This window comes from Ancylobacter sp. 3268 (assembly GCF_031456575.1).
GTDB lineage: Bacteria > Pseudomonadota > Alphaproteobacteria > Rhizobiales > Xanthobacteraceae > Ancylobacter.
Window position 1 is genome coordinate 70833 of the sequence record NZ_JAVDUX010000009.1, and the last position, 21097, is coordinate 91929.

The 21097-nt window shown below is 70.7% G+C and carries 18 protein-coding genes; 4 read left to right on the plus strand and 14 right to left on the minus strand.

The annotated features are described in order from the left end of the window. Positions 1 to 40: 40 nt before the first annotated feature. The 10 genes from J2X65_RS14085 to murJ all read right to left on the minus strand — a co-directional run bounded on the left by J2X65_RS14085 (position 41) and on the right by murJ (position 12947). Positions 41 to 1648: an aldehyde dehydrogenase (NADP(+)) gene (locus J2X65_RS14085; protein WP_310202027.1), complete on the minus strand. Its 1608-nt coding sequence runs from the start codon at positions 1646 to 1648 to the stop codon at positions 41 to 43. A 2-nt stretch (positions 1649 to 1650) separates the two neighbouring features. Next, a complete protein-coding gene (locus J2X65_RS14090) occupies positions 1651 to 2580 on the minus strand; it encodes a dihydrodipicolinate synthase family protein (protein WP_310202029.1) in 930 nt (309 codons plus the stop codon). A 9-nt stretch (positions 2581 to 2589) separates the two neighbouring features. Next, entirely contained in the window at positions 2590 to 4353 is a 1764-nt protein-coding gene (locus J2X65_RS14095; protein ID WP_310202031.1) for an IlvD/Edd family dehydratase, read from the minus strand. A 12-nt stretch (positions 4354 to 4365) separates the two neighbouring features. Next, positions 4366 to 5088, minus strand: a complete 723-nt coding sequence (locus tag J2X65_RS14100; protein ID WP_310202032.1) for a FadR/GntR family transcriptional regulator — start codon at positions 5086 to 5088, stop codon at positions 4366 to 4368. Next, positions 5085 to 6092: a galactofuranose ABC transporter, permease protein YjfF gene (gene yjfF, locus J2X65_RS14105; protein WP_310202034.1), complete on the minus strand. Its 1008-nt coding sequence runs from the start codon at positions 6090 to 6092 to the stop codon at positions 5085 to 5087. Before yjfF ends, J2X65_RS14100 begins: the two co-directional genes overlap by 4 nt. Continuing rightward, a complete protein-coding gene (locus J2X65_RS14110; RefSeq protein ID WP_310202036.1) occupies positions 6089 to 7084 on the minus strand; it encodes an ABC transporter permease in 996 nt (331 codons plus the stop codon). The genes yjfF and J2X65_RS14110 overlap by 4 nt, the downstream gene beginning before the upstream one ends. Before the next feature lie 11 nt (positions 7085 to 7095). After that, a complete protein-coding gene (locus tag J2X65_RS14115) occupies positions 7096 to 8700 on the minus strand; it encodes a sugar ABC transporter ATP-binding protein (RefSeq protein ID WP_310202039.1) in 1605 nt (534 codons plus the stop codon). Positions 8701 to 8910: 210 nt separating this feature from the next. After that, positions 8911 to 9879 (minus strand): galactofuranose ABC transporter, galactofuranose-binding protein YtfQ, encoded by a 969-nt coding sequence (gene ytfQ / locus J2X65_RS14120; RefSeq protein WP_310202041.1) that lies wholly within the window; start codon positions 9877 to 9879, stop codon positions 8911 to 8913. 324 nt (positions 9880 to 10203) lie between these two features. After that, positions 10204 to 11259, minus strand: coding sequence for a tryptophan--tRNA ligase (trpS, locus tag J2X65_RS14125; protein ID WP_310202043.1), 1056 nt, complete (start codon positions 11257 to 11259; stop codon positions 10204 to 10206). A gap of 152 nt (positions 11260 to 11411) precedes the next feature. Further along, entirely contained in the window at positions 11412 to 12947 is a 1536-nt protein-coding gene (gene murJ, locus J2X65_RS14130; RefSeq protein ID WP_310202045.1) for a lipid II flippase MurJ, read from the minus strand. A 352-nt stretch (positions 12948 to 13299) separates the two neighbouring features. On the opposite strand from murJ, the gene J2X65_RS14135 reads away from it, so the two are divergent. Next, positions 13300 to 14301 (plus strand): adenosine kinase, encoded by a 1002-nt coding sequence (locus J2X65_RS14135; protein WP_310202047.1) that lies wholly within the window; start codon positions 13300 to 13302, stop codon positions 14299 to 14301. A gap of 110 nt (positions 14302 to 14411) precedes the next feature. Continuing rightward, on the plus strand, positions 14412 to 15236 hold the full coding sequence (locus J2X65_RS14140) for a class I SAM-dependent methyltransferase (protein ID WP_310202050.1): 825 nt from the start codon (positions 14412 to 14414) through the stop codon (positions 15234 to 15236). Positions 15237 to 15314: 78 nt separating this feature from the next. Here the strand turns inward: J2X65_RS14140 and J2X65_RS14145 are convergent, their stop codons facing one another. Continuing rightward, the gene (locus J2X65_RS14145) at positions 15315 to 15863 is read right to left on the minus strand and encodes an ActR/PrrA/RegA family redox response regulator transcription factor (RefSeq protein ID WP_310202052.1); all 549 of its coding nucleotides are present in this window, start codon (positions 15861 to 15863) and stop codon (positions 15315 to 15317) included. 128 nt (positions 15864 to 15991) lie between these two features. Further along, positions 15992 to 17353 carry an ActS/PrrB/RegB family redox-sensitive histidine kinase gene (locus J2X65_RS14150; RefSeq protein ID WP_310202054.1) on the minus strand — a complete coding sequence of 454 codons (1362 nt, stop codon included), beginning with the start codon at positions 17351 to 17353 and terminating at the stop codon, positions 15992 to 15994. Positions 17354 to 17642: 289 nt separating this feature from the next. Here J2X65_RS14150 and J2X65_RS14155 point away from each other — a divergent pair, with 289 nt between their 5' ends. After that, the gene (locus tag J2X65_RS14155; RefSeq protein WP_310202056.1) at positions 17643 to 19049 is read left to right on the plus strand and encodes a polyhydroxyalkanoate depolymerase; all 1407 of its coding nucleotides are present in this window, start codon (positions 17643 to 17645) and stop codon (positions 19047 to 19049) included. Positions 19050 to 19337: 288 nt separating this feature from the next. Here J2X65_RS14155 and J2X65_RS14160 read toward each other — a convergent pair whose 3' ends face one another. Further along, positions 19338 to 19844 (minus strand): hypothetical protein, encoded by a 507-nt coding sequence (locus tag J2X65_RS14160; RefSeq protein WP_310202058.1) that lies wholly within the window; start codon positions 19842 to 19844, stop codon positions 19338 to 19340. A gap of 32 nt (positions 19845 to 19876) precedes the next feature. Between J2X65_RS14160 and J2X65_RS26985 the strand changes: the two genes are divergently transcribed. Further along, positions 19877 to 20017 (plus strand): pentapeptide repeat-containing protein, encoded by a 141-nt coding sequence (locus tag J2X65_RS26985; RefSeq protein WP_404977719.1) that lies wholly within the window; start codon positions 19877 to 19879, stop codon positions 20015 to 20017. 62 nt (positions 20018 to 20079) lie between these two features. On the opposite strand, the gene J2X65_RS14165 is transcribed toward J2X65_RS26985, so the two are convergent. After that, positions 20080 to 21033, minus strand: a complete 954-nt coding sequence (locus J2X65_RS14165) for an AraC family transcriptional regulator (RefSeq protein WP_310202060.1) — start codon at positions 21031 to 21033, stop codon at positions 20080 to 20082. Between the last annotated feature and the right edge of the window lie 64 nt (positions 21034 to 21097).

Genomic DNA, 21097 nt, shown 5'->3' on the forward strand with positions numbered 1-21097 from the left:
TAGGGTGCGGCCGATGCCGCGGCCGGGATGACCGATGCGATCATTTTTCGGCCTCCGTCTCTGTGGCGGCTATCATCTTGCCGTCGAGAAGACGCGGGAGGCGGAGCGGATTACCGCCCTTGACCGCTGCCGGCAACAGTGCCTCGGGCAGGTCCTGGTAGCAGACCGGGCGGAGGAAGCGGCGGATGGCGAGGGTGCCGACCGAGGTCGAGCGCGGGTCCGAGGTCGCCGGAAACGGGCCGCCATGCACCATGGCATGGCAGACCTCGACGCCGGTCGGCCAGCCATTGGCGAGGATGCGGCCGGCCTTTTCCTCCAGCACCGGCAGCAGCTGCGCCGCCAGCGGGTGGTCGGCGACGTCCAAATGCAGGGTGGCGGTGAGCTGGCCCTCCACCGCGCGGGCGACCTGCACCATTTCCGCCGCGTCGCGGCAGCGGATGACCAGCGAGGAGGCCCCGAACACCTCGTGCGAGAGGGCCGGCTCCGCAAGGAAGCTCGCCGCTTCGGCGACGAACAGCGCCGGGCGGCAGGCATTCGGGCCGGTCTCGGCACCGCCGCGGGCGATCTCGGTGGCGCCGGCTTCGGCGAGCGCGGCGACGCCCTTGCCATAGGCGCCGGCGATGCCGGGGGTGAGCATGGTGGCGGCGGGCGCCGCCTCCACCGCCGCGCCGGCGCCGGCGAGGAAGCGGGCGAGGCCCTCGCCCTCGATGGCGATGACGAGGCCGGGATTGGTGCAGAACTGGCCGGCGCCGAGGGTGAGTGAGCCGACGAAGCCGGCGGCCAGCGCCTCGGCACGGGATTCCAGCGCCGCCGGCAGCAGGAACACCGGGTTGATGCTGCTCATCTCGGCATAGACCGGGATCGGCACCGGGCGGGCGGCGGCGATGCGGCACAAGGCGAGGCCGCCGGCTCGGGAGCCGGTGAACCCCACCGCAGCGACGCGCGGATCGCCCACCAGCGCGCCGCCGAGCTCGTGCGAGGTGCCGGTGAGCAGCGAGAACACGCCTTCCGGCAGCCCGGCCTTGGCCATCGCCGCCCGGATGGCGCGGCCGACCAGCTCCGAGGTGCCGGGATGGGCGGGATGGCCCTTGACGATGACCGGGCAGCCGGCAGCGAGCGCCGAGGCGGTGTCGCCGCCGGCCACCGAGAAGGCCAGCGGGAAATTCGAGGCGCCGAACACCGCCACCGGGCCGATGCCGATATGGCGCAGGCGCAGATCGGCGCGCGGCAGCGGCGTGCGCTCGGGGAGCGGAGAATCGAGGCGCGGCTCGTCGGCGCCGCCGTCGCGGATCCACGAGGCGAACAGGCGGAGCTGGCCGCAGGTGCGGGCGCGCTCGCCCTGAAGCCGGGCGGCGGGCAGGCCGGTCTCCCGCGCGGCGCGCTCGATCAGCGCGTCGCCCAGCGCCTCGATCTCGGTGGCGATGCCGTCGAGAAAGGCCGCGCGGGCTGCCGGCGCCGTGGCGCGGTAGAACGGGAAGGCCTGCGCGGCGAGAGCGGCGGCCTCGGCGACATCGGCCGGGCCGGCCTCGACGAAGGCCGGTTCGATCTCGGCTCCGCGCGCGGGATCGACGGCGCGGAAGGCCGGGCCTTCCGTCACCTCGCGCGAGCCGATGAGCAGGGCGCCAGTGATACCAGTTGCCTCGATCATGCTCATTTCCCCCAGCTCAGCACCACCGGATCGAGCCGGCGGGCAATCTCGATCAGGCCGGCGCGGGTGGCGGGGGCGACCTGCGGCAGCGGCGCGCGCAGCGTGTCATGGGCGATGACGCCGCCTTCCTTCATCAGGATCTTGCACGCAGCCAAGCCGGTCTGGCGGTTCTCGTAATTGATCAGCGGCAGCCAGCGCATATAGGCGTCGATGGCGGCTTCCCGATCTCCGGCGAAATAGGGGTCGACGATCTGGCGGATGCCGTCCGGGTAGCCGCCGCCGGTCATGGCGCCAGTGGCGCCGGCATCGAGATCGGCGAGCAGGGTGATGGCCTCCTCGCCGTCCCACGGCCCTTCGATGGCGTTGCCGCCGGCCTCGATCAGCGCCCGCAGCTTGGCGGCGGCCTGCGGCACCTCGATCTTGAAATAGGCGAGGTGCTCGATCTCCTTCGCCATGCGGGCGAGGAAGGGAACGGAGAGCGGCGTGCCGGCCACCGGCGCGTCCTGCACCATGATCGGGATATCGACAGCATCCGAGACGCCACGATAGAAATCGTAGATTGCGCTCTCCGGCACCCGGAAGGTGGCGCCGTGATAGGGCGGCATCACCATCACCATCGCCGCGCCCATCTCCTGCGCCCGCCTCGAGCGTTCGGCGCAGACGAAGGTGGAGAAATGCGTGGTGGTGACGATGACCGGCACCCGCCCGGCCACATGCTCCAGCACCGTGCGCATGACCAGGTCGCGCTCGTCATCGGTGAGCACGAACTGCTCGGAGAAATTGGCGAGGATGCACAGGCCGTGCGAGCCGCCATCGATCATGCACTCGATGGCGCGCTTCTGGCCTTCGAGGTCGAGCCGGCCATCGGCATCGAACACGGTCGGGGCGACCGGGAAGACACCTTTATAGGGGCGGGCGGAAGTCGTGGTCATCATGCACCCTTAGTGATTGTCGCGCGGCACCGGCGAACCGGAGCGGCCGACGAGAAAATCGAAATCGGCGCCGCGATCGGCCTGCAGCACATGGTCGATGTAGAGACGCTGGTAGCCGCGCGCGGCGTGCGGCTCCGGCGACACCCAGGCGGCGCGACGGGCGGCGAGCTCGGCCTCCTCCACATGCAGGTGCAGCGCGCGGGCGGGCACGTCGAGGGTGATGAGGTCGCCGTTGCGGACGAGGGCCAGCGGCCCGCCGGCGGTCGCCTCCGGCGCGACATGCAGCACGACGGTGCCATAGGCGGTGCCGGACATACGGGCATCGGAGATGCGGATCATGTCGCGCACGCCCTGGCGCAGCAACTTAGCCGGCAAAGGCATGTTGCCGACCTCGGCCATGCCGGGATAGCCCTTGGGCCCGCAATGCTTCAGCACCATGATGCAGGAGGCGTCGATGTCGAGGTCCTCGTCATTGACCGCGTGGTGCATCTCCTCGACGCTCTCGAACACCACCGCGCGGCCGGTGTGCACCATCAGCTCCGGCGAGGCGGCCGACGGCTTGATGACGGCGCCGTCGGGGGCGAGGTTGCCCTTCAGGATGGCCATGCCGGACTCGGGCTTGAACGGCGTCTCGAACGGGGTGATCACCTCGGCATTCCAGTTCGGCGCGTTCTCGACATTCTCCCACAGGGTGCGGCCATTGGCGGTGCGGGCGTCCTTGTGGATCAGCCCGCGTTCGCCCAGCGCCCGCAGCACCGCCGGCAGGCCGCCGGCATAGTAGAAGTCCTCCATCAGGAAGCGGCCGGAGGGCATCAAATCGACGAGGCAGTGGATGTCGCGGCCGAGGCGGTCGAAATCGTCGAGGGTGAGGTCGATGCCGACGCGGCCGGCGATGGCCAGCAGGTGGACGACAGCATTGGTGGACCCGCCGATCGCCGCCAGCGTGCGGATGGCGTTCTCGAAGGCGTCGCGGGTCAGGATGTCGGAGGGTTTCAGGTCCTCACGCACCATCTCGACGATGCGCCGGCCGGCCATGCGGGCGAGCAAGGCGCGGCGGGCGTCGGCGGCGGGGATGGCGGCATTCTCCGGCAGGCCGATGCCGAGCGCCTCGACCATCGAGGCCATGGTGGAAGCGGTGCCCATGGTCATGCAGGAGCCGGCGGAGCGGTTCATGCCGGCCTCGGCGGCGTGGAACTCCTCCAGCGTCACCTCGCCGGCGCGCAGCTGCTCGCTCATCGAGATGATGTTGGTGCCGGATCCAATGATCTGGCCGCGATAGACGCCGCGCAGCTGCGGGCCGCCGGAGACGCCGATGGCCGGCAGGTCGGCGGAGGCGGCGCCCATCAGGAGGGCGGGCGTGGTCTTGTCGCAGCCCATGAGCAGCACCACGCCATCGAGCGGATGGGCGCGGATGGCTTCCTCGACATCCATCGAGGCGAGGTTGCGGAACAGCATGGCGGTGGGGCGCATCGTCACCTCGCCGAGCGAGGAGACCGGGAATTCCAGCGGGTAGCCGCCGGCATCCAGCACGCCGCGCCGCACGTGCTCGGCGAGGTCGCGGAAATGGATGTTGCAGGGCGTCAGCTCGGACCAGGTGTTGCAGATGCCGATCACCGGGCGGCCGTCGAACTGGTCTTGCGGCGTGCCGGAGTTCTTCAGGAAGGAGCGGTAGTAGAAGCCCATCTTGTCCTGCCGGCCGAACCAGGCCTGGCTCCGCAACGGCTTGCCGCCGCCGGGCTGCTTCTTCTTGTCGTTGGACGGATGGTCGCTCATCTCGGCACCTGTTCAGCCCGCCGCGCCGTGGCGGCGCAGGCCGTTGAAGATCACATTGGTCATCGCCACGCTGGCGGCCTCGGCATCCTTGTCGGCGATGGCCTCGACGATGCGCTCATGCGCGGCCACCGCGATGTCGCGCTCACGCGTATCCACCGGGGCGGAGAGCACGAAGGAGGCGCGCAGCGCCGCCTCGATCACCGCGCCGATCGAACGCATGAACGGATTGCCGGAGGCGTTGGCGATGGCGATGTGCAAGGCGAGGTCATCCTCGGCGAAGCCTTCCGACGCGCCGGGCACCTCACCCATATGGGCGACCGCGGCGCGCATCAGCACCAGATCGGCCTCGTTGCGGCGCTCGGCGGCGAGCGCGGCGGCGCGCGGCTCCACCGCGAGGCGGATCTCGGCGAGATCGCGCAGGAAGCGGCGGTCGATGCCGGCATCGAGATGCCAGGCCAGCACGTCCGGATCGAACATGTTCCACGCCGCCCGCTCGCGCACCACCGTGCCGACGCGGGCCTTGGTGGACAGCAGGCCCTTGGCGACCAGCGTCTTGACACTCTCGCGCAGCACCGGGCGGGACACGCCGAACAGCAGGGTCAGCTCGGCATCGCCGGGGAGCTTCTCGCCCTCGCCATAACGGCCGGCGATGATGTCGATGCCGATGGTGCGCGCCACCTCGGCATGGTTGGAATGCCCGCGGCGGGCGGGGATGACGATGATCCGCGAGTTCATGCGTGCGCGCCTCCGGTCGCGTGACGGCGCGAACGCCGCGCCAGCCGCAACGTAGCCTGCTGGAAGCCGATAAAGGCAAACAGAAGCAGGCCGGTGGCGATCTTTGCCCACCAGCTCGACAGCGAGCCATCGAAGGAGATGTAGGTCTGAATCAGCCCCTGGATCAGCACGCCGACGAAGGTGCCGAACACGAAGCCGTAGCCGCCGGACAGCAGCGTGCCGCCGATGACCACCGCGGCGATGGCATCGAGCTCCACCCCGACGCCGGACAGCGAGTAGCCGGACGAGGTATAGAGCGAGAACACGATGCCCGACAGGCCGGCGAGGCCCGCCGACAGCATGTAGATGAGGATGGTGGTGCGGGTGACGTTCACCCCCATCAGGGCGGTGGAGACCCGCGAGCCGCCCAGCGCATAGACATTGGCGCCGAAGCGGGTGAGGTGCAGCAGCACCATGCCGCCGATCACGACGAGGATCATGATCATCGCCGGCACGGTGAGGCGGGCGCCGCCGGGCAGCCGCAGCGCATGGTCGGCGAGGTGGGAATACAGATCGGCGGTGATCGGGATCGATTCCGTCGACATCAGGAAGCTGGCGCCGCGGGCGAGGAACATGCCGGCCAGGGTGACGATGAAGGGCGGCAGCTCGAAATATTCGATCGCCGCGCCCATGGCGGCGCCGAACAGCGCGCAGATGACCAGCACCAGCGCGAAGGCGACCAGCGGCGGCACGCCCCAGCGCTCGATGGCGATGGCGAGGAACACGGTGGTGAAGCCGATCACCGAGCCGACCGACAGATCGATGCCGCCGGAGATGATGACGAAGGTCATGCCCACCGCGACGATGCCGAGAAAGGCGTTGTCGGTGAACAGGTTCATCACCACCCGCAGCGAGGCGAAATTGGGGAAGGTGAGCGAGCAGATGAGGAAGCCGAGCAGGAACACCGCGGTGGTGGCGGCGACCGGCAGCAGCCGGTTCAGGGAATTGCGACCGGCGGCGTTCATGCGCGCCTCCCGAACAGGCTGGAGCCGAGGACGGCAAGGCTGCCCTTCAGCCGCGGCGACTGGGCGAGCAGCACGGCGAGCACCACCACCGCCTTGACCACGAGGTTGGTCTCCGGCGGGAAGCCGGACAGCAGGATGCCGGTGTTCATCGCCTGGATGATGAGCGCGCCGATCACCGCCAGCACCAGCGAGAAGCGGCCACCGAACAGCGAGGTGCCGCCGATCACCACCGCCAGGATGGCGTCGAGCTCCAGCCACAGCCCGGCATTGTTGGCATCGGCGCCGAGAATGTCGGCGGCGGCCACCACGCCGGCGATGGCGGCGCACAGGCCGCACCAGGCATAGACGGCCAGGGTGATGAGGCGGGTGCCGACCCCGGCCAGCGCGGCGGCGCGGGCATTGCCGCCGGTCGCCTCGATGAGCAGGCCGAGCGCCGTGCCGCGCACGATGAGGAGCGTCAGCGCCAGCAAGGCGAGGGTGATGACGATCGGGGTGGGCAGGCCCAGCACCGAGCCGCCGCCGAGAAAGGCCAGCTCCGGCGAGGTGAAGGTGACGATGCGCCCCTCGGTGATCAGCTGCGCGATGCCGCGCCCGGCCACCATCAGGATCAGCGTGGCGACGATCGGCTGGATGCCGAGCACCGCGACCAGGAAGCCGTTCCACAGGCCGCAGGCGAGGCCGGCGCCGAGCGCGGCGGCCAGCACCACCGGCAGAGAATGACTATCGGCAAGGCTGGCGGCGATGGCGCCGCAGATCGCCATCACCGCGCCGACCGACAGATCGATGCCGCGCATGGCGATGACCAGCACCATGCCGAGCGACAGGATCGCCACCGGCGCGCCGCGATTGAGCACGTCGATGAGGCTGCCGAACAGCCGGCCGTCCTGCAGGCGGATGTCGAAGAATTGCGGCGACACCACCCAGTTGATCGCCAGGATCGCGAGCAGTGCCACCACTTGCGAGGTGCCGATGCGGGGAAGGCGAAGCGACATGATCCCCTCCCTCACGCGGCCCGCCCGGCGGCGGCCGGCGGCGGCTGCACCGGATCGGCTTCGGCGATGGCGGCGAGGATGCCGGGTACGGTGATGTCTTCGCCGGTGAGCCGGGCGACATGGGCGCGATCACGCAGCACGATCACCTCGTCGGCATAGGTGACGATCTCCTCCAGCTCAGAGGACACCACCAGCAGCGCCATCCCCTCGGCGCAGAGCCGGCGGATCAGCGCGATGATCTCGGCATGGGCGCCGACATCGATGCCGCGCGTCGGCTCGTCGAGGATCAGGAGGCGCGGCTCGGTCGCCAGCCAGCGGGCCAGCAGCGCCTTCTGCTGGTTGCCGCCGGACAGGAGGCCGATCGGCCGCTCCGGATCGGGCGGGCGAATGTCGAGCAGGCGGATGAACCTTGCCGCGATCTCGTCCTGCTCGCGGCGCGACAGCGGCCGGGTGACGCCGCGACGGGCCTGCAAGGCCAGCACGATGTTCTCGCGCACGGTGAGCTCGGCGACGATGCCCTCGGTCTTGCGCTCCTCCGGGCAGTAGCCGAAGCCGAGATGCAGCGCCTCCGCCGGGCTGGTGAGCGCCACCCTGGCGCCGTCCACGGTGGCGGTGCCGCTGTCGGCATGGGCGGCGCCGAAGACCAGGCGGGTGGTCTCGGTGCGGCCGGAGCCGAGCAGGCCGGCGAGGCCGACCACATGGCCGGGGCGCAAGGCGAGATCGAAGGGCGCGACATAGCCGGCCTTGCCGTAATTCTCGAAGGTGGCGAAGGCGGCCGCGCGCCCGCCGGCCACGTCGCGGGCAGCCTCCGGCGCGTGCGCGGCGGAGGCGGTCGCCTGGGCGAGCTCGCGGCCGAGCATCATCCGCACCAGATCGAGGCGGGGCAGCTCGGCAGTGGTGGCGCTGCCGGCGAGGCGGCCATTGCGCAGCACGGTGATGCGTTCGCAGATCGCATAGACCTGATCGAGGAAATGGGTGACGAAGACGATGCCGATGCCGCGCGCCTTCAGCTTGCGCAGCACCGCGAACAGGATTTCGACCTCGTGGGCGTCGAGGCTGGCGGTCGGCTCGTCGAGGATCAGCACCCGCGCCGACTGATCGACCGCGCGGGCGATGGCGACGATGTGCTGCACGGCGACCGAATAGCTCTCCAGCGGCGCGGCGACGTCGAGGTCGAGATCGAACGCGGCCAGCAGCTCGCGGGCACGCCGGCGCATCTCGCCCTCGCGCACCAGGCCGAAGCGGGTGGGCTGGCGGCCGAGGAACAGGTTCTGAGCCACCGAGAGGTTGGGGGCGAGATTGACCTCCTGATAGACGGTGGCGATGCCGGCCTTCACCGCCTCCTCCGCCGAGCGCGGCGCGATGTCCACGCCATCGAGGCTGAGCCGGCCGGCGTCGCGGTGGACGACGCCGGTCATGCATTTGATCAGCGTCGACTTGCCGGCGCCGTTCTCGCCCAGCAGCGCATGCACCTCGCCGGCGCGCAGCGTCAGCTCGACCTGATCCAGAGCCTTGAAGCCGGCAAAGGACTTGGAGAAGCCGGTGAGCTCAAGCAGGGGAGCGCCGGAAGGCGGGGCGGCGGGCGCGTCGTCATGCGGGGAACTTACGGGTACCATATGCGGTCTCGCCGGCGACGGTCGGGCTGGGGACAACCCTGTGGAGAAGGCGGTGCACGAACCCGCTTTCTCCACAGGCAGAGGCGGCGGGCGATGCCGGCGGGCCATCAAGGTCCGCCGGGCGGTCGGAGGGCATGCGCCCCACGCCTCCCCGCAACGACCCGGTTCGGTGCAGGGATCGGGGAGACACCCCGTCCCGCATGCTCCGCCTCAGTAGCCGAGGTCCTTCTTGCTCTCGTAGACCGCCTTCGGACTGTCGGCCTGGGTGTAGAGCTTGGATTCGGTCTGGATCCACTTCGGCGGCACCGTGCCCTTCTCCTTGAAGGCGACGATGGCGTCGAAGGCCGGGCCGGCCATGTTGGGCGTCAGCTCGACGGTGGCGTTGGCCTCGCCGGCGGCCATCGCCTTGAAGATGTCCGGCACCGCGTCGATGGAGACGGTCAGCACCTCGGTGCCCGGCTTCAGCCCGGCTTCCTTCATCGCCTGGATGGCGCCGACCATCATGTCATCATTATGCGCGTAGACGGCGCAGATGTTCTTGCCGCCGCCCTCGGCCTTGATGAAGCTTTCCATGACTTCCTTGCCCTTGGCGCGGGTGAAGTCGCCGGTCTGCGAGCGGACGATCTTGACGTTGGAGGCGCCGGCGATGCCGTCCTCGAAGCCCTTCTTGCGGTTGGCCGCGACGCTGGCACCCACCGTGCCCTGCAGCTCGACCACGTTGCACGGCTTGCCGTTCACCGTCTTCACCAGCCATTCGCCGGCAACCTTGCCTTCATGCACCGAATCCGAGGTGACCGCGGTGAGGTAGAGGCTCTTGCCGGCGGGATCGATGTCGCGGTCGAGCAGCACGACCGGGATCTTGGCCTCCTGCGCCTCCTTCAGCACCGTATCCCAGCCGGTGGAGACGACGGGCGCCAGGAAGATGGCGTCGACGCCCTGGGCGATGAAGGAGCGGATCGCCTTGATCTGGTTCTCCTGCTTCTGCTGGGCGTCGGCGATCTTGAAATTGATGTTGCGCTTCTTCGCCTCCGCCTTGGAGACGGTGGTCTCCGCGGCGCGCCAGCCCGATTCCGAGCCGATCTGCGAGAAGCCGATGGTGAGGTCGCTCGCAAGGGCGCCGGTGGCCGCGAACAGGGCGCCGGACATGGCGGTGGCGAGCATCAAAGCTTTGAAAGACATAGCGTTTCTCCCATGAGGTCCAGCTGCGCGCCACTTACGGGCGCTTGTGAGCTGGCGTTTTATGGCATGGTTTCGAACGGTTGAATAGTCATACTGTTTGACTTTTCAGCCATGGAACGTGCGAGGGAGCGGACGCGCGAAAGCACGGCGCAAGGACGCGGCGACGCGCCCTCGCCGACATGAGCGGGGGATGGGAGACGGCGGGAAGCGGCAAAAGCGGGTCCGCACTGGACGCCATGACGCGCCGGCAGCCGGCGTGACGGCAGCCCCCAGGCGTCTCGGCGGTGCGGAGGAGCGGCGGCAGGCGCCGCCGCGGCCGGACGGTCAGCGCACGAAGCCGACGATGTCCTTCACCTCAGCCATGGTGACCTCGGCAATGGCGCGGGCGCGGGCGGCGCCGTCGCGCAGCACCGCGTCGATATGGCCGGGATCGGCGACGAGGCGCTTCATCTCGTTGCCGATCGGGCCGAGACGCTCGACGGCGAGCTCGACCAGCGCGCCCTTGAAGGTGGAGAACTGGCCGCCGCCATAGCTCTCAAGCACCTCTTCCTTGGTGGCGCCGGACAGCGCGGCATAGATGCCGACCAGGTTCTCCGCCTCGGGCCGGCCCTTCAGGCCGTCGAGCTCGGTGGGCAGCGGCTCGGGATCGGTCTTGGCCTTGCGGATCTTGGAGGCGACGGCGTCGGCATCGTCGGTGAGGTTGATGCGCGACAGGTCGGAGGGGTCCGACTTCGACATCTTCTTCGAGCCGTCGCGCAGGCTCATCACCCGCGCCGCCGGCCCGCCGATCAGCGGCTCGGTGAGCGGGAAATAGCCGCCCTCGGCGCCCCTGCCAAAGCCGTTGGACGCGATCGATTCGGCGAAGTCGTTGTTGAACTTCTGCGCGATGTCGCGGGTGAGCTCGATATGCTGCTTCTGGTCCTCGCCCACCGGCACATGGGTGGCGTGGTAGAGCAGGATGTCGGCCGCCATCAGGTTCGGGTAGGCGTAGAGGCCGACCGAGGCGTTCTCGCGGTCCTTGCCGGCCTTCTCCTTGAACTGGGTCATGCGGTTCAGCCAGCCGAGCCGGGCGACGCAGTTGAACACCCAGGCGAGCTCGGCATGGCCGGAGACCTGGCTCTGGTTGAAGATGATGTTCTTCTTCGGATCGATGCCGGCGGCGAGATAGGCGGCGGTCACTTCCCGGATGTTGCGCGACAGCTCGGCCGGCCCGCCCCACACCCGCATATCCGGGGTGATGGCGTGCAGGTCCACCACGCAATAGAGGCAGTCGAAGCTGTCCTGCAGCTCGGCGAACCGCTTGATGGCGCCGAGATAATTGCCGAGATGCAGGTTGCCGGTCGGCTGCACGCCGGAAAACACGCGCTGCTGGACGTTCATTACACCCTCGAAAAGGCTGGCTTCCTCGAAGACACGGGCCCGCCCGGCCGTGTCGACGGGGCAGATGAATCTGGGTCCGCCTCATGGCACGCACGGCCTGACGGCGCAAGGGCGGCGGGGCCGGGGCGCGGCCGGCGGGGAACGGCCTCGCCTCAGCGGCGCGGCAGCAGGCCGAGGCTCCGGGCGGCAAGGCCGTAGACGGCGATGCCGGCGAGCACCAGCAGGCCGAGCGTCAGCGTGCCGTGCAGCCCGCCGGCGGCCAGCGGCGCGGCGAGGAGGTGCGCGCCGAGCCCGACCATGACCGCCATCGCCAGGGTGGCGAGCAGGCAGCCGGCGAGCAGGCGCCACTCCCCGCCGCCCAGACGCAGCAGGCCGGCGCGGGCGAGCCCGACCCACAGCCCGGCGAGTGCCACCAGGCTGGAGGCGACGACGCCGAGCGCCGGGCCGGCGAGCCCGAGCGGGCCGGCGGCGGCAAAGCCGATGCCGCCGCCCGCCAGCAGTGCCGCGACGCTGGTGCGAGTGACGAGGCGCCCGAGCCCCTGGGCGAAGGCGGCGGTCGACAGGATGCGCTCCATCGCCTGCAAGGGCAGGCTGAGCGCCAGCATCGCCAGCGCTTCGGCGGTGAGCGCCGCCGCCGCGGCATCGAAAGCGCCGCGCTGGAACAGCACCCGCACGATCGGCTCGGCGAGCAAGGCGAGACCGGCCGCCGCCGGCGCGGTGAGCGCCAGCGCGGCGACGAGGGCGTCGCCCAGCAGCTTGTGGCCCCGCGGGCTGTGGCCGGCCGGATCCTCCGCCCGTCCATGGGCGGCCAGCGCCGGCAGCAGCACCGCCCCGGCGCTCGCCCCGACCAGGCCGAGCGGCAATTCGACGAGGCGGGTGGCATAGAACAGCGCCGAGACGCCGCCCTCCAGCTCCGAGGCGCCGGCATTGGCGACGAGGATGCGCAGCTGCGGCAGCGCGGCGGCGAACAGCGTCGGGCCGGCAGCGATCAGCACCGGCAGCGCCGCCTTCAACGCCGCGCGGTCGGGCAGCAGGGTGCCGGGCCGGTGCGGCAGCGCGGCGCCGATCACCATCGCCTGGGCGAGCGCGCCGGCCACCGTCGCCACCGCGAGGAAGGCGAGCGCGCGGGAGCCGACGTCTTCGGCGGTACCGGCATGGAAAAAGGCGAAGGCGCCGATCACCGCCAGCACGGCGAGATTGCCGGCGGCCGGCGCGAAGGCCGGGCGCGTCACCCGGCCGGCGGCATTCACCAGCGCCGCCAGCACGCCGGCGCCGGCGGCGAGCGGCAGGGCGAGCATGGCGATGCGCCCGGCCAGCACCGCGCCTTCGGCGCGCGCCGGATCATCAAGGAAGCCAGGCGCCAGCAGCGCCGTCACCTGCGGCATGAACAGCGCCAGCAGCGCGGCGATGAGGACCGCCGCGAGGGTGAAGACGAGGATCAGCGCCCCGGCGAGGCGAGGGGCGGGACCCGCGGACGCGGCCGGCAGCCGCGGCAGGATGGCGGCGTTCAGCGCCCCCTCCCCGAGCAGCCGCCGGGCGAGCTGGGGAATGGCGAGGCCGGCGACGGAGGCATCGGCCACCGCGCCGGTGCCGAACAGCGCCGCCACCGCGGCATCGCGGGCAAAGCCGAGCCCCCGCGAGAGCAGCGTCAGCGAGACGACGGTGGAAGCATGCCGCAGCAGGGACATCAAGGCGCCGGCGATTGGGACCCCGCCAGCAATAGCCGCTCGCACCGCCCGGCGGAAGGGCGAGGCGGGCCGGTACGGCCGAGCGGGGGCGGCGCGGGGTGGCGATCGCCCCCGGCATCAACGGTCAGGGATCGCCGGCAAGGGAGGCGTAGGCCACGTCCGGGACTGCCCTGTCCGGCGCTGCCGCGTCGCGGGAAAGCCGGGCATCGGCGGGAGGTTGTCGCCAAGAGGTCGGCGGCGGAACCAAGGTCGGGCCGAGCCGCTGCGGAAGGGAAGCGGGGGCGACCGACATTGCGGCCACGCGCCGGCTCTGCTACCGCCAGACATCATCTCCCATTCGAAAGGCCCGCATGTGACCGCGCCAACCCTCGATGTGATCGGTTTCGGCAATGCCATCGTCGACGTGCTCGCCCGCGCCGAGGACGACTTCCTTGCCACGCACGGCATGCGCAAGGGCGGCATGACGCTGATCGACGAGGAGCGGGCCGAGACGGTCTATGCCGCCATGGGATCCGGCATCGAGATCTCCGGCGGCTCGGCGGCCAATACCATGGCCGGCATCGCCGAGCTCGGCGGGCGCGCCGGCTTCGTCGGCAAGGTGAAGGACGATGCGCTCGGCGCCATCTTCGCCCATGACATCGGCGCCGCCGGCGTCGCCTACCGCACCCCCGCCGCGGCGGACGGCCCCGCCACCGCCCGCTGCCTGATCCTGGTGACGCCGGATGGCGAGCGCACCATGAACACCTATCTCGGCGCGGCGCAGGACCTGACGCCGGACGACGTCGCCGCCGAGATGGTGGCGGCGGCCACCGTCACCTATCTCGAGGGCTATCTCTGGGACCCGCCGCCGGCCAAGCAGGCCTTCCTCAAGGCCGCCGGCATCGCCCATGCCGCCGGGCGCAGCGTCGCGCTCACCCTTTCCGACGCCTTCTGCGTCGACCGCTACCGGGCCGAGTTCCTCACGCTGATGCGCGAGGGGACGGTCGACCTGGTCTTCGCCAATGAAAGCGAGCTCAAATCGCTCTACCAGACCGCCGATTTCGACACCGCCCTCGCCCAGCTCGCCACCGATGTGCGCCGGGCGGTGGTGACGCGCTCCGAGCAGGGGGCGCTGTGGCTGTCCGGCAACGAACGCGTGGCGGTGCCCGCCTACCCGGTCGAGCAGGTGGTCGACACCACCGGCGCCGGCGACCTGTTCGCCGCCGGCTTCCTGCACGGCTTCGCGCGCGGCTTCGTCCCGGAGGAATCGCTGCGGCTGGGCGCGCTGTGCGCGGCGGAGGTGATCAGCCACATGGGGGCACGCCCCGAGCGCGGGCTGAAGCAGCTGGCGCAGGAGAACGGCCTGCGGGTGTGAACGCTGCAGCCGGGACCGCGCCTCGCCGGCCGGACGCAACTTCGTCACGATTGCCGGCGAAGCTCACCTGTGGCCGGGCGCCGGAGCGTCTTGGCAGAGGTGCGCCCCCGATGAGCGTCGTCCGTCTGGAAACCCCGCCCATTCCCTATGATGCCGCGCGCTTCCGCTCGACGGCGGAATTCTACGGCCGCTACCGCCAGCCCTATCCGCTGGAGCTGATCGCCGCGGTGGCGGCGCGGATCGGGCTGGAGGCCGGCGACCGGCTGCTCGACCTCGGCTGCGGGCCGGCGCCGCTGGCGATCGGCTTCGCCCGGCTGGGCCTCGACGTCACCGGCATGGATCCCGAGCCCTCGATGCTGGCGGCGGCACGGGCCGAGGCGGAGGCGGCCGGGGTCCGGCTCGATCTGGTGCAGGGCTCGTCCTACGACCTGTCGGCAACGCTCGGACGGTTCGGCGCGGTGGTGATGGGCCGCTCCTTCCACTGGATGGACCGGCCGGCGACGCTGCGCGCGCTCGACGCGCTGATCGAGCCCGGCGGCGCGGTGGTGCTGATGGGCGACCGCCGCCTGTACGGCACCCCGGACTGGCATGCGGTGCTCGACCGGCTGGCCGAGCGGCACGCCCCCCAGCGCTATGCCGACCGGCGGGTGCGCCGGCAGCCGGACTGGGTGCCGCATGAAGCGGTGCTGATCGCCTCGCCTTTCGCCGTCGTCGAGCGGATCGGCCGCATCCTGCCGCGCGAGCGCAGCATCGAGGAGGTGGTCGGGCTGGCCTATTCCCGCTCGCTGACCTCGCCGGCGGCGCTGGGCACGGCGCAGCCGGCGTTCGAGCGCGAGCTGCGGGACGAGCTGGCGCGCATCGCCCCCGACGGGCGCTTCCACGACGTGATCGAGATGACCGCGGTGCTAGCCTTCCGGCCGACGCCGGAGGGGTGAGGGCGGGCCCCGGAAGGCCAGGCGGCTGCCTTCAGCGGGGCGACGTCATGGCAGGACCGCCCAACGCCTTCGGCCCGCTCAGCGTGGGGCGCGCTTGGCGAGGATGCGCTGGAGAGTGCGGCGGTGCATGGAAAGGCGGCGGGCCGTCTCCGACACGTTGCGCCCGCACAGCTCGTACACCCGCTGAATGTGCTCCCAGCGCACCCGGTCGGCCGACATCGGGTTTTCCGGCAGCTGCGGCTTGTAGTCCGCCTGCGCGTTCAGGGCGGCGCAGATGTCGTCGGCATCGGCGGGTTTGGCGAGATAATCGACCGCGCCCATCTTCACCGCGTTCACCGCGGTGGCGATGTTGCCGTAGCCGGTGAGGATGACGCCGCGCGCCTCCGGGCGGCGGCGCTTCAGCGCCGAGATGACGTCAAGGCCGTTGCCGTCGCCGAGCCGCATGTCGACCACCGCATAGGCCGGGGCGCCGCCTTCGACGCGGGCGAGGCCATCGGCGACCGATTCCGCCGTCGTCACGGCGAAGCCGCGCGTTTCCATGGCACGGGCCAGACGCTGGAGAAAGGGCCGGTCGTCGTCGACGATCAGCAGCGAGCGGTCGATTGTATCGGCGGTTGCGTCAAGCATGGCGTTTTCCGGCAAGGACTCCCTAGCGGCCGGCCTCGGCGCGGCGGCCTTTAATATTTTGCGTGAGGCTACACCGCAGGGCCGGCGATGCACAGCACCGTGGCATTATAGCGCAGCGGCGGCGCTTGTCATTTCGGCTCGCCCTCGCCGGGCTCGCGGTCGGAAATATCGACCAGCCGGCGCGGCCAGCGCACGGTGACGCGGGCGCCATGGCGGGGCGCCGGCACGTTCACATAGGCGAGTTCGGCGCCGGAACGCTCCAGCAGCGTCTTGGCGATGAACAGGCCGAGGCCGAGGCCCTGCTCGCCATCCTCGCCCTCGCCGGCCCCCTCGCGCCGCCAGCGATGGCGGCCGCGGCTGGTGAGATAGGGCGCGCCGATGCTGTCGATGAGCTCGGCCGGGAAGCCCGGCCCGTCATCGGTGACGGTGACCACCAGATCGCGATCGGTCCAGTTGGCGGCGATCTCCACCCGCCCGGCGGCGAAATCGACGGCGTTCTCGACGATGTTGCCGAGGCCGTAGATCAGGCCGGGATTGCGGGCGATCACCGGCTCGCCGATGCGCGTCGCGGTGGTGACGTCGACCTCGATGCCGAAATTGCGGTGCGGCGACGCCACATCCTCGAGCAGATGCGTGACCTTCATGCGGTCGAACGGCGCCTCGCCGGCATCGAGCGTGGTGAGGCGGCGCAATATGGCGCGGCAGCGCTCGGACTGTTCGCCCAGCAGGCGGATATCGTCGGCGATCGGGCTATCGGGCGCCAGGCCGCGGGCCAGTTCCTTGGCGACCACGGTGATGGTGGCGAGCGGGGTGCCGAGCTCATGGGCGGCGGCGGCGGCAAGCCCGTCCAGCGCCGAGAGATGCTGCTCGCGGGCCAGCACCAGCTCGGTGGCGGCGAGCGCCTCGGAGAGCTCGCGCGTCTCCTCGGCGACGCGCCAGGCATGGCTGCCGATGAAGGCGATCGCCACCGCCAGCGCGCTCCAGATGGCGGCGAGATAGAGCGGCGGCAGCAGCGGCCCGGCCCCGAGCGCCTCGCTGTGCCGCCACGGCAGCGGCATCTGCCACAGCCCGACCAGCGCCGCGAGGCCGCCGGCGAGCAGGCCGAGCAGCAGGGTGGAGCGCGGCGACAGCGCGGTGGCCGAGATCAGCACCGGGGCGAGGAACAGCACCGCGAAGGGATTGGCCAGGCCGCCGGTGAGAAACAGCAGGGCCGCGAGCTGAAGGATGTCATAGGCGAGCAGCCAGGTCGCCTCGGTGTTGGAGAGCCGCCTTGCGCCGGGGCTGCGCAGCCGCAAGGCGAGGTTCAGCCATGCGGAAAGCGCCACCACCGCGAGGCAGGCGCCGATCGGCACCGTGAAGCCGAGCAGCCACTGCACCACCACGATGGCGGCGGTCTGGCCGGAAATCGCCAGCCAGCGCAGGCGGATGAGCGTATCGAGCCTGAGGCCGAAGAAGCGCTCGCCGATCGGATGATCCAGCGAAAGTGGCATTTGGTTCCCCCCTGCGCGCCCTCTATACAGGTAAGCGCGGCGCGGCGGGAATGCGCTGATTCGTTGACGTGCGGCCGAAAGCGACTATGTGTTGCAGTGCACAACGATCCCGCCGGTCTTCTCGCTATCGCAGGAACCCGGGCGGGACCTCGGGAATTGCCCGAAGGAATTGCCGGGGAATTGCCGAAGGAATTGCCGACCTGCCCCGTGACACGCTGCCGGCGGGAAAGCCCGCGGCGCCAGCGGTACGGGCGAGTTCAGGACTGTCGTTTTCAAATCGGAGGCGCGTATGGCGATCGGGGTTTTCGGGGCCGTGCCCGATGCGGAGGCGACCGCAGGGACGCCGACCGACTTGCTGGAGGCGGCCTCGGTCTTCTCCAAGCCGCTCTACTGGATGTTCGAAATGGGCCAGGCGGCGCTCGACCCGTTGCGGGCGATGGCGGATGCCGGGCGGCTCTATTACCGCCATCCGGCCAACCCGCTCTCGCACACCGATTTCGGCCGCACGCTGCTGGCCGGCTTCGAGATGTTCGAGCGCACCACGCGGCGCTATGGCAAGCCGGACTGGCGGATCGAACACACCACGGTGGGCGGCGCCAAGGTGCCGGTGCGCATCGAGACCGTGTGGGAAAAGCCGTTCTGCCGGCTGCTGCATTTCGAGCGGGTGTTCGCCCGCCCGCCGCGCCGGCCGCAGCCGCGCATGCTGATCGTCGCCCCGCTCTCCGGGCACTATGCGACGCTGCTGCGTGGCACGGTGGAGACGCTGCTGCCCAACCACGACATCTACATCACCGACTGGACGGATGCCCGCGAGGTGCCGCTGAGCGCGGGGCGGTTCGGCCTCGACGACTATATCGACTACCTGATCGAGATCTTCCACTTCCTCGGCGGCGGGGTGCATGCGCTCGCCGTGTGCCAGCCGGCGGTGCCGGTGCTGGCCGCCGTCGCGGTGATGGAGGGCCGGGGCGACCCCGACGTGCCGGCCTCCATGGTGCTGATGGGCGGGCCGATCGACACCCGGGAAAGCCCGACGGCGGTGAACGATTTCGCGCAGGCGCGCGGGCTCGATTGGTTCCGCCGCAACGTCATCACCACCGTGCCCTGGCCGCATCCGGGCGTGATGCGACAGGTCTATCCCGGCTTCCTGCAGCTGCACGGCTTCATGAGCATGAATCTGGAGCGGCACCTGCAGGCGCATGCCGACATGTTCCGCCATCTGGTGAAGGGCGACGGCGATTCCGCCGCCAAGCACCGCGAGTTCTATGACGAGTATCTCTCGGTGATGGATCTGCCGGCGGAATATTACCTGCAGACGCTGCAGGCGGTGTTCATCGACCATGCACTGCCCAACGGCACGTTCACCCATCACGGCGAGAAGGTGGATCCCGGCGCCATCCGCAACGTCGCGCTGCTGACCGTGGAAGGCGAGAACGACGACATTTCCGGGGTCGGCCAGACCCGGGCGGCGCACGAATTGTGCACCAACCTGCCCGACGACAAGCGGGCGCACTACCTGCAGCCGACGGTCGGCCATTACGGGGTGTTCAACGGCTCGCGCTTCCGTGCCGAGATCGCCCCGCGCATCTCCGACTTCATCTTGAGCCATAACTGGCCGACCAAGGGGCACAACCAGCCGGCCCCGGCGGGCGACGCCAAGGCCGCGGCCGCGCCGGACGCCGGCGCGCCGAACAGCTGAAAAGGGCGGGGCCGGCCGTGTGGCCTGCCCCGCCCGTCCGGCTCGCGCCGTCAGTCGCAATCGATGGTCCCGGGCGGGATTTTGGGAGCCGCCGCCCAGGCAATATGCTCCGACGGGCGTTCCGGCACCCCTGGGCCCCGACACGGCGACCGCGAAGAACCTGCCGCCCGCGCCCGTCTCCCTGCTGAAATCGACGATCCTCCGCCGGCGCCGCACGCCCCCCGGCGAACCGCGGACGGCAACCCGCCGCCGCGGATGCGGCCACCGGCGGAGGCCACGCGCCGGCGACTACTCGCTGGCGACGTCCTGCGGCATCAGCCGGTCGAGACGCGGCATCAGCGGATGCACGATCCCGGCATTCGGCCGGCCGGCGGCCCGCCATTGCGCCAGCCGCTGTTCGTGCTCGTCGACGAAGGCGATGGCGGCCGCCCGCTGCTCGGGCGTCATGCGCGGGGCGTGCACGAGGCGCTTGCGCATCTGGGCGAAGCGCGCCTCGATCGGCCCCTTCGGCAGATTGGCGAGATAGCCGCACAGGGTGGCGTCGAAGGCATCGCGCCAGCTCTCGCGGGTGAAGCCGGCCTTGGCGATGAGCCCGTCGCGCAACGCATCGCGGGCGAACCATTCCTCGGCAGTCTCCTCATTATAGGCGATCGGACCGAGCTCGGGTTCGAGCGCCTCGATGAGGGCGACCACCTTGGTGGCGTCGGCAGCGGTCAGGGCGGCAGCGTGGGTGACGAGGCCGGCAAGCATGACGAGCGCCAGCGTGACGATGGCCGCACGCGTCCGCAGCCGCAAGGACGACAGGCGCGGGCACGGGAGGCGCAGACCTGGGAGGCGCAGACCTGGGAGGCGCAGACCTGGCAGGCGCAGACCTGGGAGGCGCAGACCTGGGAGGCGCAGACCTGGGAGGCGCAAGGGCAGGAGAGACATGGAGGGCACTCGCTGGTGAAACGCGAGCGTCTTGCTAAACGGACCATTCGGTCCGGTCTCGGCGTGGCGCGCAGCAACTGGGCGTGGCGCGCAGCGGCGTTCAGTTACGTCGCGTCCTCAGCGCCCGCGCCCGCACATCGGAGGGCGTGCAGCCATAGCGGCGGCGGAAGGCCCGGTTGAAGGTCGACAGGTCGGTGAAGCCGGCGTCGAAGGCGATGCCGGCAACTCCATCGCGATTGGTGGAATCGCCGAGCTGGCGGAAGGCGCGGTCGAGCCGGGCTTCGCGCAGGAAATCGGAGAAGCTGGTGTCCTCCTGCGCGAACAGCAGCTGCACATAGCGCGGCGAGATGCCATGGCGGCGCGCGACCATGGCGATATCGAGCGCGGGATCGTCGAGCCGCGCCGCGATGTCCTTCTTGATCAGGGCAAGCCGGGCGTGGCGCAGCGCCGAGCCATGCTCCCGCGCCGGCTCCGCCGGATCGGCGGCGAGGGTGAGCGCCGCGAGCTTGACCAGATGATCGGCCGCAAGCCGGATGGCGGCCGGCGTCGCCGGCGGCTCGCGGCGCAGCAACCGGGCATAGCCGACCAACAGGCCGAGCCCCGCCGTCCCCCGCCCGGCCTTGCGGAAGGCGCGGGCGCCGAGGCCCGGCACCAGGCCGGCGAGCGCGCGGCGCGGCAGCACCAGCACCTCGTAGCAGCTGGCCGGAGCGCGGGTGACGAAGCGCGCCGCCTGGTCGAAAGCCAGCAGCTCGCCGGCGCCGACCGCGAGCGTGCGGCCGCCGTCGATCTCGGTCTCGTAGCCGGTCGGGTTGATCAGCAGCTGGTAGTCGTCGCGGCCGTCGGCGAGCAGTTCGCGCGTCCTGACGCCGGTGAAGGCATCGTAGCAGGCATCGCCGACCAGCACGCCGTCGAGCGGCAGGATGGAGAAGCGGGCGCGGAACGCCTCGGTATCGACCGGCCGGAAGCACATGCCGGCGGCATGGCGGCCGACCACATCATGGACGAAGGCGAGGCGCTCGTGCCGCGGCACGTCCTCGGTCGACAGGCGTTGCATGGCGTTCCCCCCGGGGCGGCCTCTTCGCGTGGCCTTGTTTGGCCCTCTTTCGGCGCGAGAGGTG

Bases quoted from the DNA above. Each gene is read 5' to 3' on its own strand.
- murJ (WP_310202045.1), bottom strand. From the start codon at position 12,947: ATGTCCCTGCTGCGGCATGCTTCCACCGTCGTCTCGCTGACGCTGCTC.
- ytfQ (WP_310202041.1), bottom strand. From the start codon at position 9,879: ATGTCTTTCAAAGCTTTGATGCTCGCCACCGCCATGTCCGGCGCCCTG.
- J2X65_RS14090 (WP_310202029.1), bottom strand. From the start codon at position 2,580: ATGACCACGACTTCCGCCCGCCCCTATAAAGGTGTCTTCCCGGTCGCC.
- J2X65_RS14140 (WP_310202050.1), top strand. From the start codon at position 14,412: ATGAGCGTCGTCCGTCTGGAAACCCCGCCCATTCCCTATGATGCCGCG.
- J2X65_RS14145 (WP_310202052.1), bottom strand. From the start codon at position 15,863: ATGCTTGACGCAACCGCCGATACAATCGACCGCTCGCTGCTGATCGTC.
- J2X65_RS14165 (WP_310202060.1), bottom strand. From the start codon at position 21,033: ATGCAACGCCTGTCGACCGAGGACGTGCCGCGGCACGAGCGCCTCGCC.
- J2X65_RS14115 (WP_310202039.1), bottom strand. From the start codon at position 8,700: ATGGTACCCGTAAGTTCCCCGCATGACGACGCGCCCGCCGCCCCGCCT.
- J2X65_RS14150 (WP_310202054.1), bottom strand. From the start codon at position 17,353: ATGCCACTTTCGCTGGATCATCCGATCGGCGAGCGCTTCTTCGGCCTC.
- J2X65_RS14155 (WP_310202056.1), top strand. From the start codon at position 17,643: ATGGCGATCGGGGTTTTCGGGGCCGTGCCCGATGCGGAGGCGACCGCA.
- yjfF (WP_310202034.1), bottom strand. From the start codon at position 6,092: ATGAACGCCGCCGGTCGCAATTCCCTGAACCGGCTGCTGCCGGTCGCC.
- J2X65_RS14110 (WP_310202036.1), bottom strand. From the start codon at position 7,084: ATGTCGCTTCGCCTTCCCCGCATCGGCACCTCGCAAGTGGTGGCACTG.
- trpS (WP_310202043.1), bottom strand. From the start codon at position 11,259: ATGAACGTCCAGCAGCGCGTGTTTTCCGGCGTGCAGCCGACCGGCAAC.
- J2X65_RS14100 (WP_310202032.1), bottom strand. From the start codon at position 5,088: ATGAACTCGCGGATCATCGTCATCCCCGCCCGCCGCGGGCATTCCAAC.
- J2X65_RS14085 (WP_310202027.1), bottom strand. From the start codon at position 1,648: ATGATCGAGGCAACTGGTATCACTGGCGCCCTGCTCATCGGCTCGCGC.
- J2X65_RS14095 (WP_310202031.1), bottom strand. From the start codon at position 4,353: ATGAGCGACCATCCGTCCAACGACAAGAAGAAGCAGCCCGGCGGCGGC.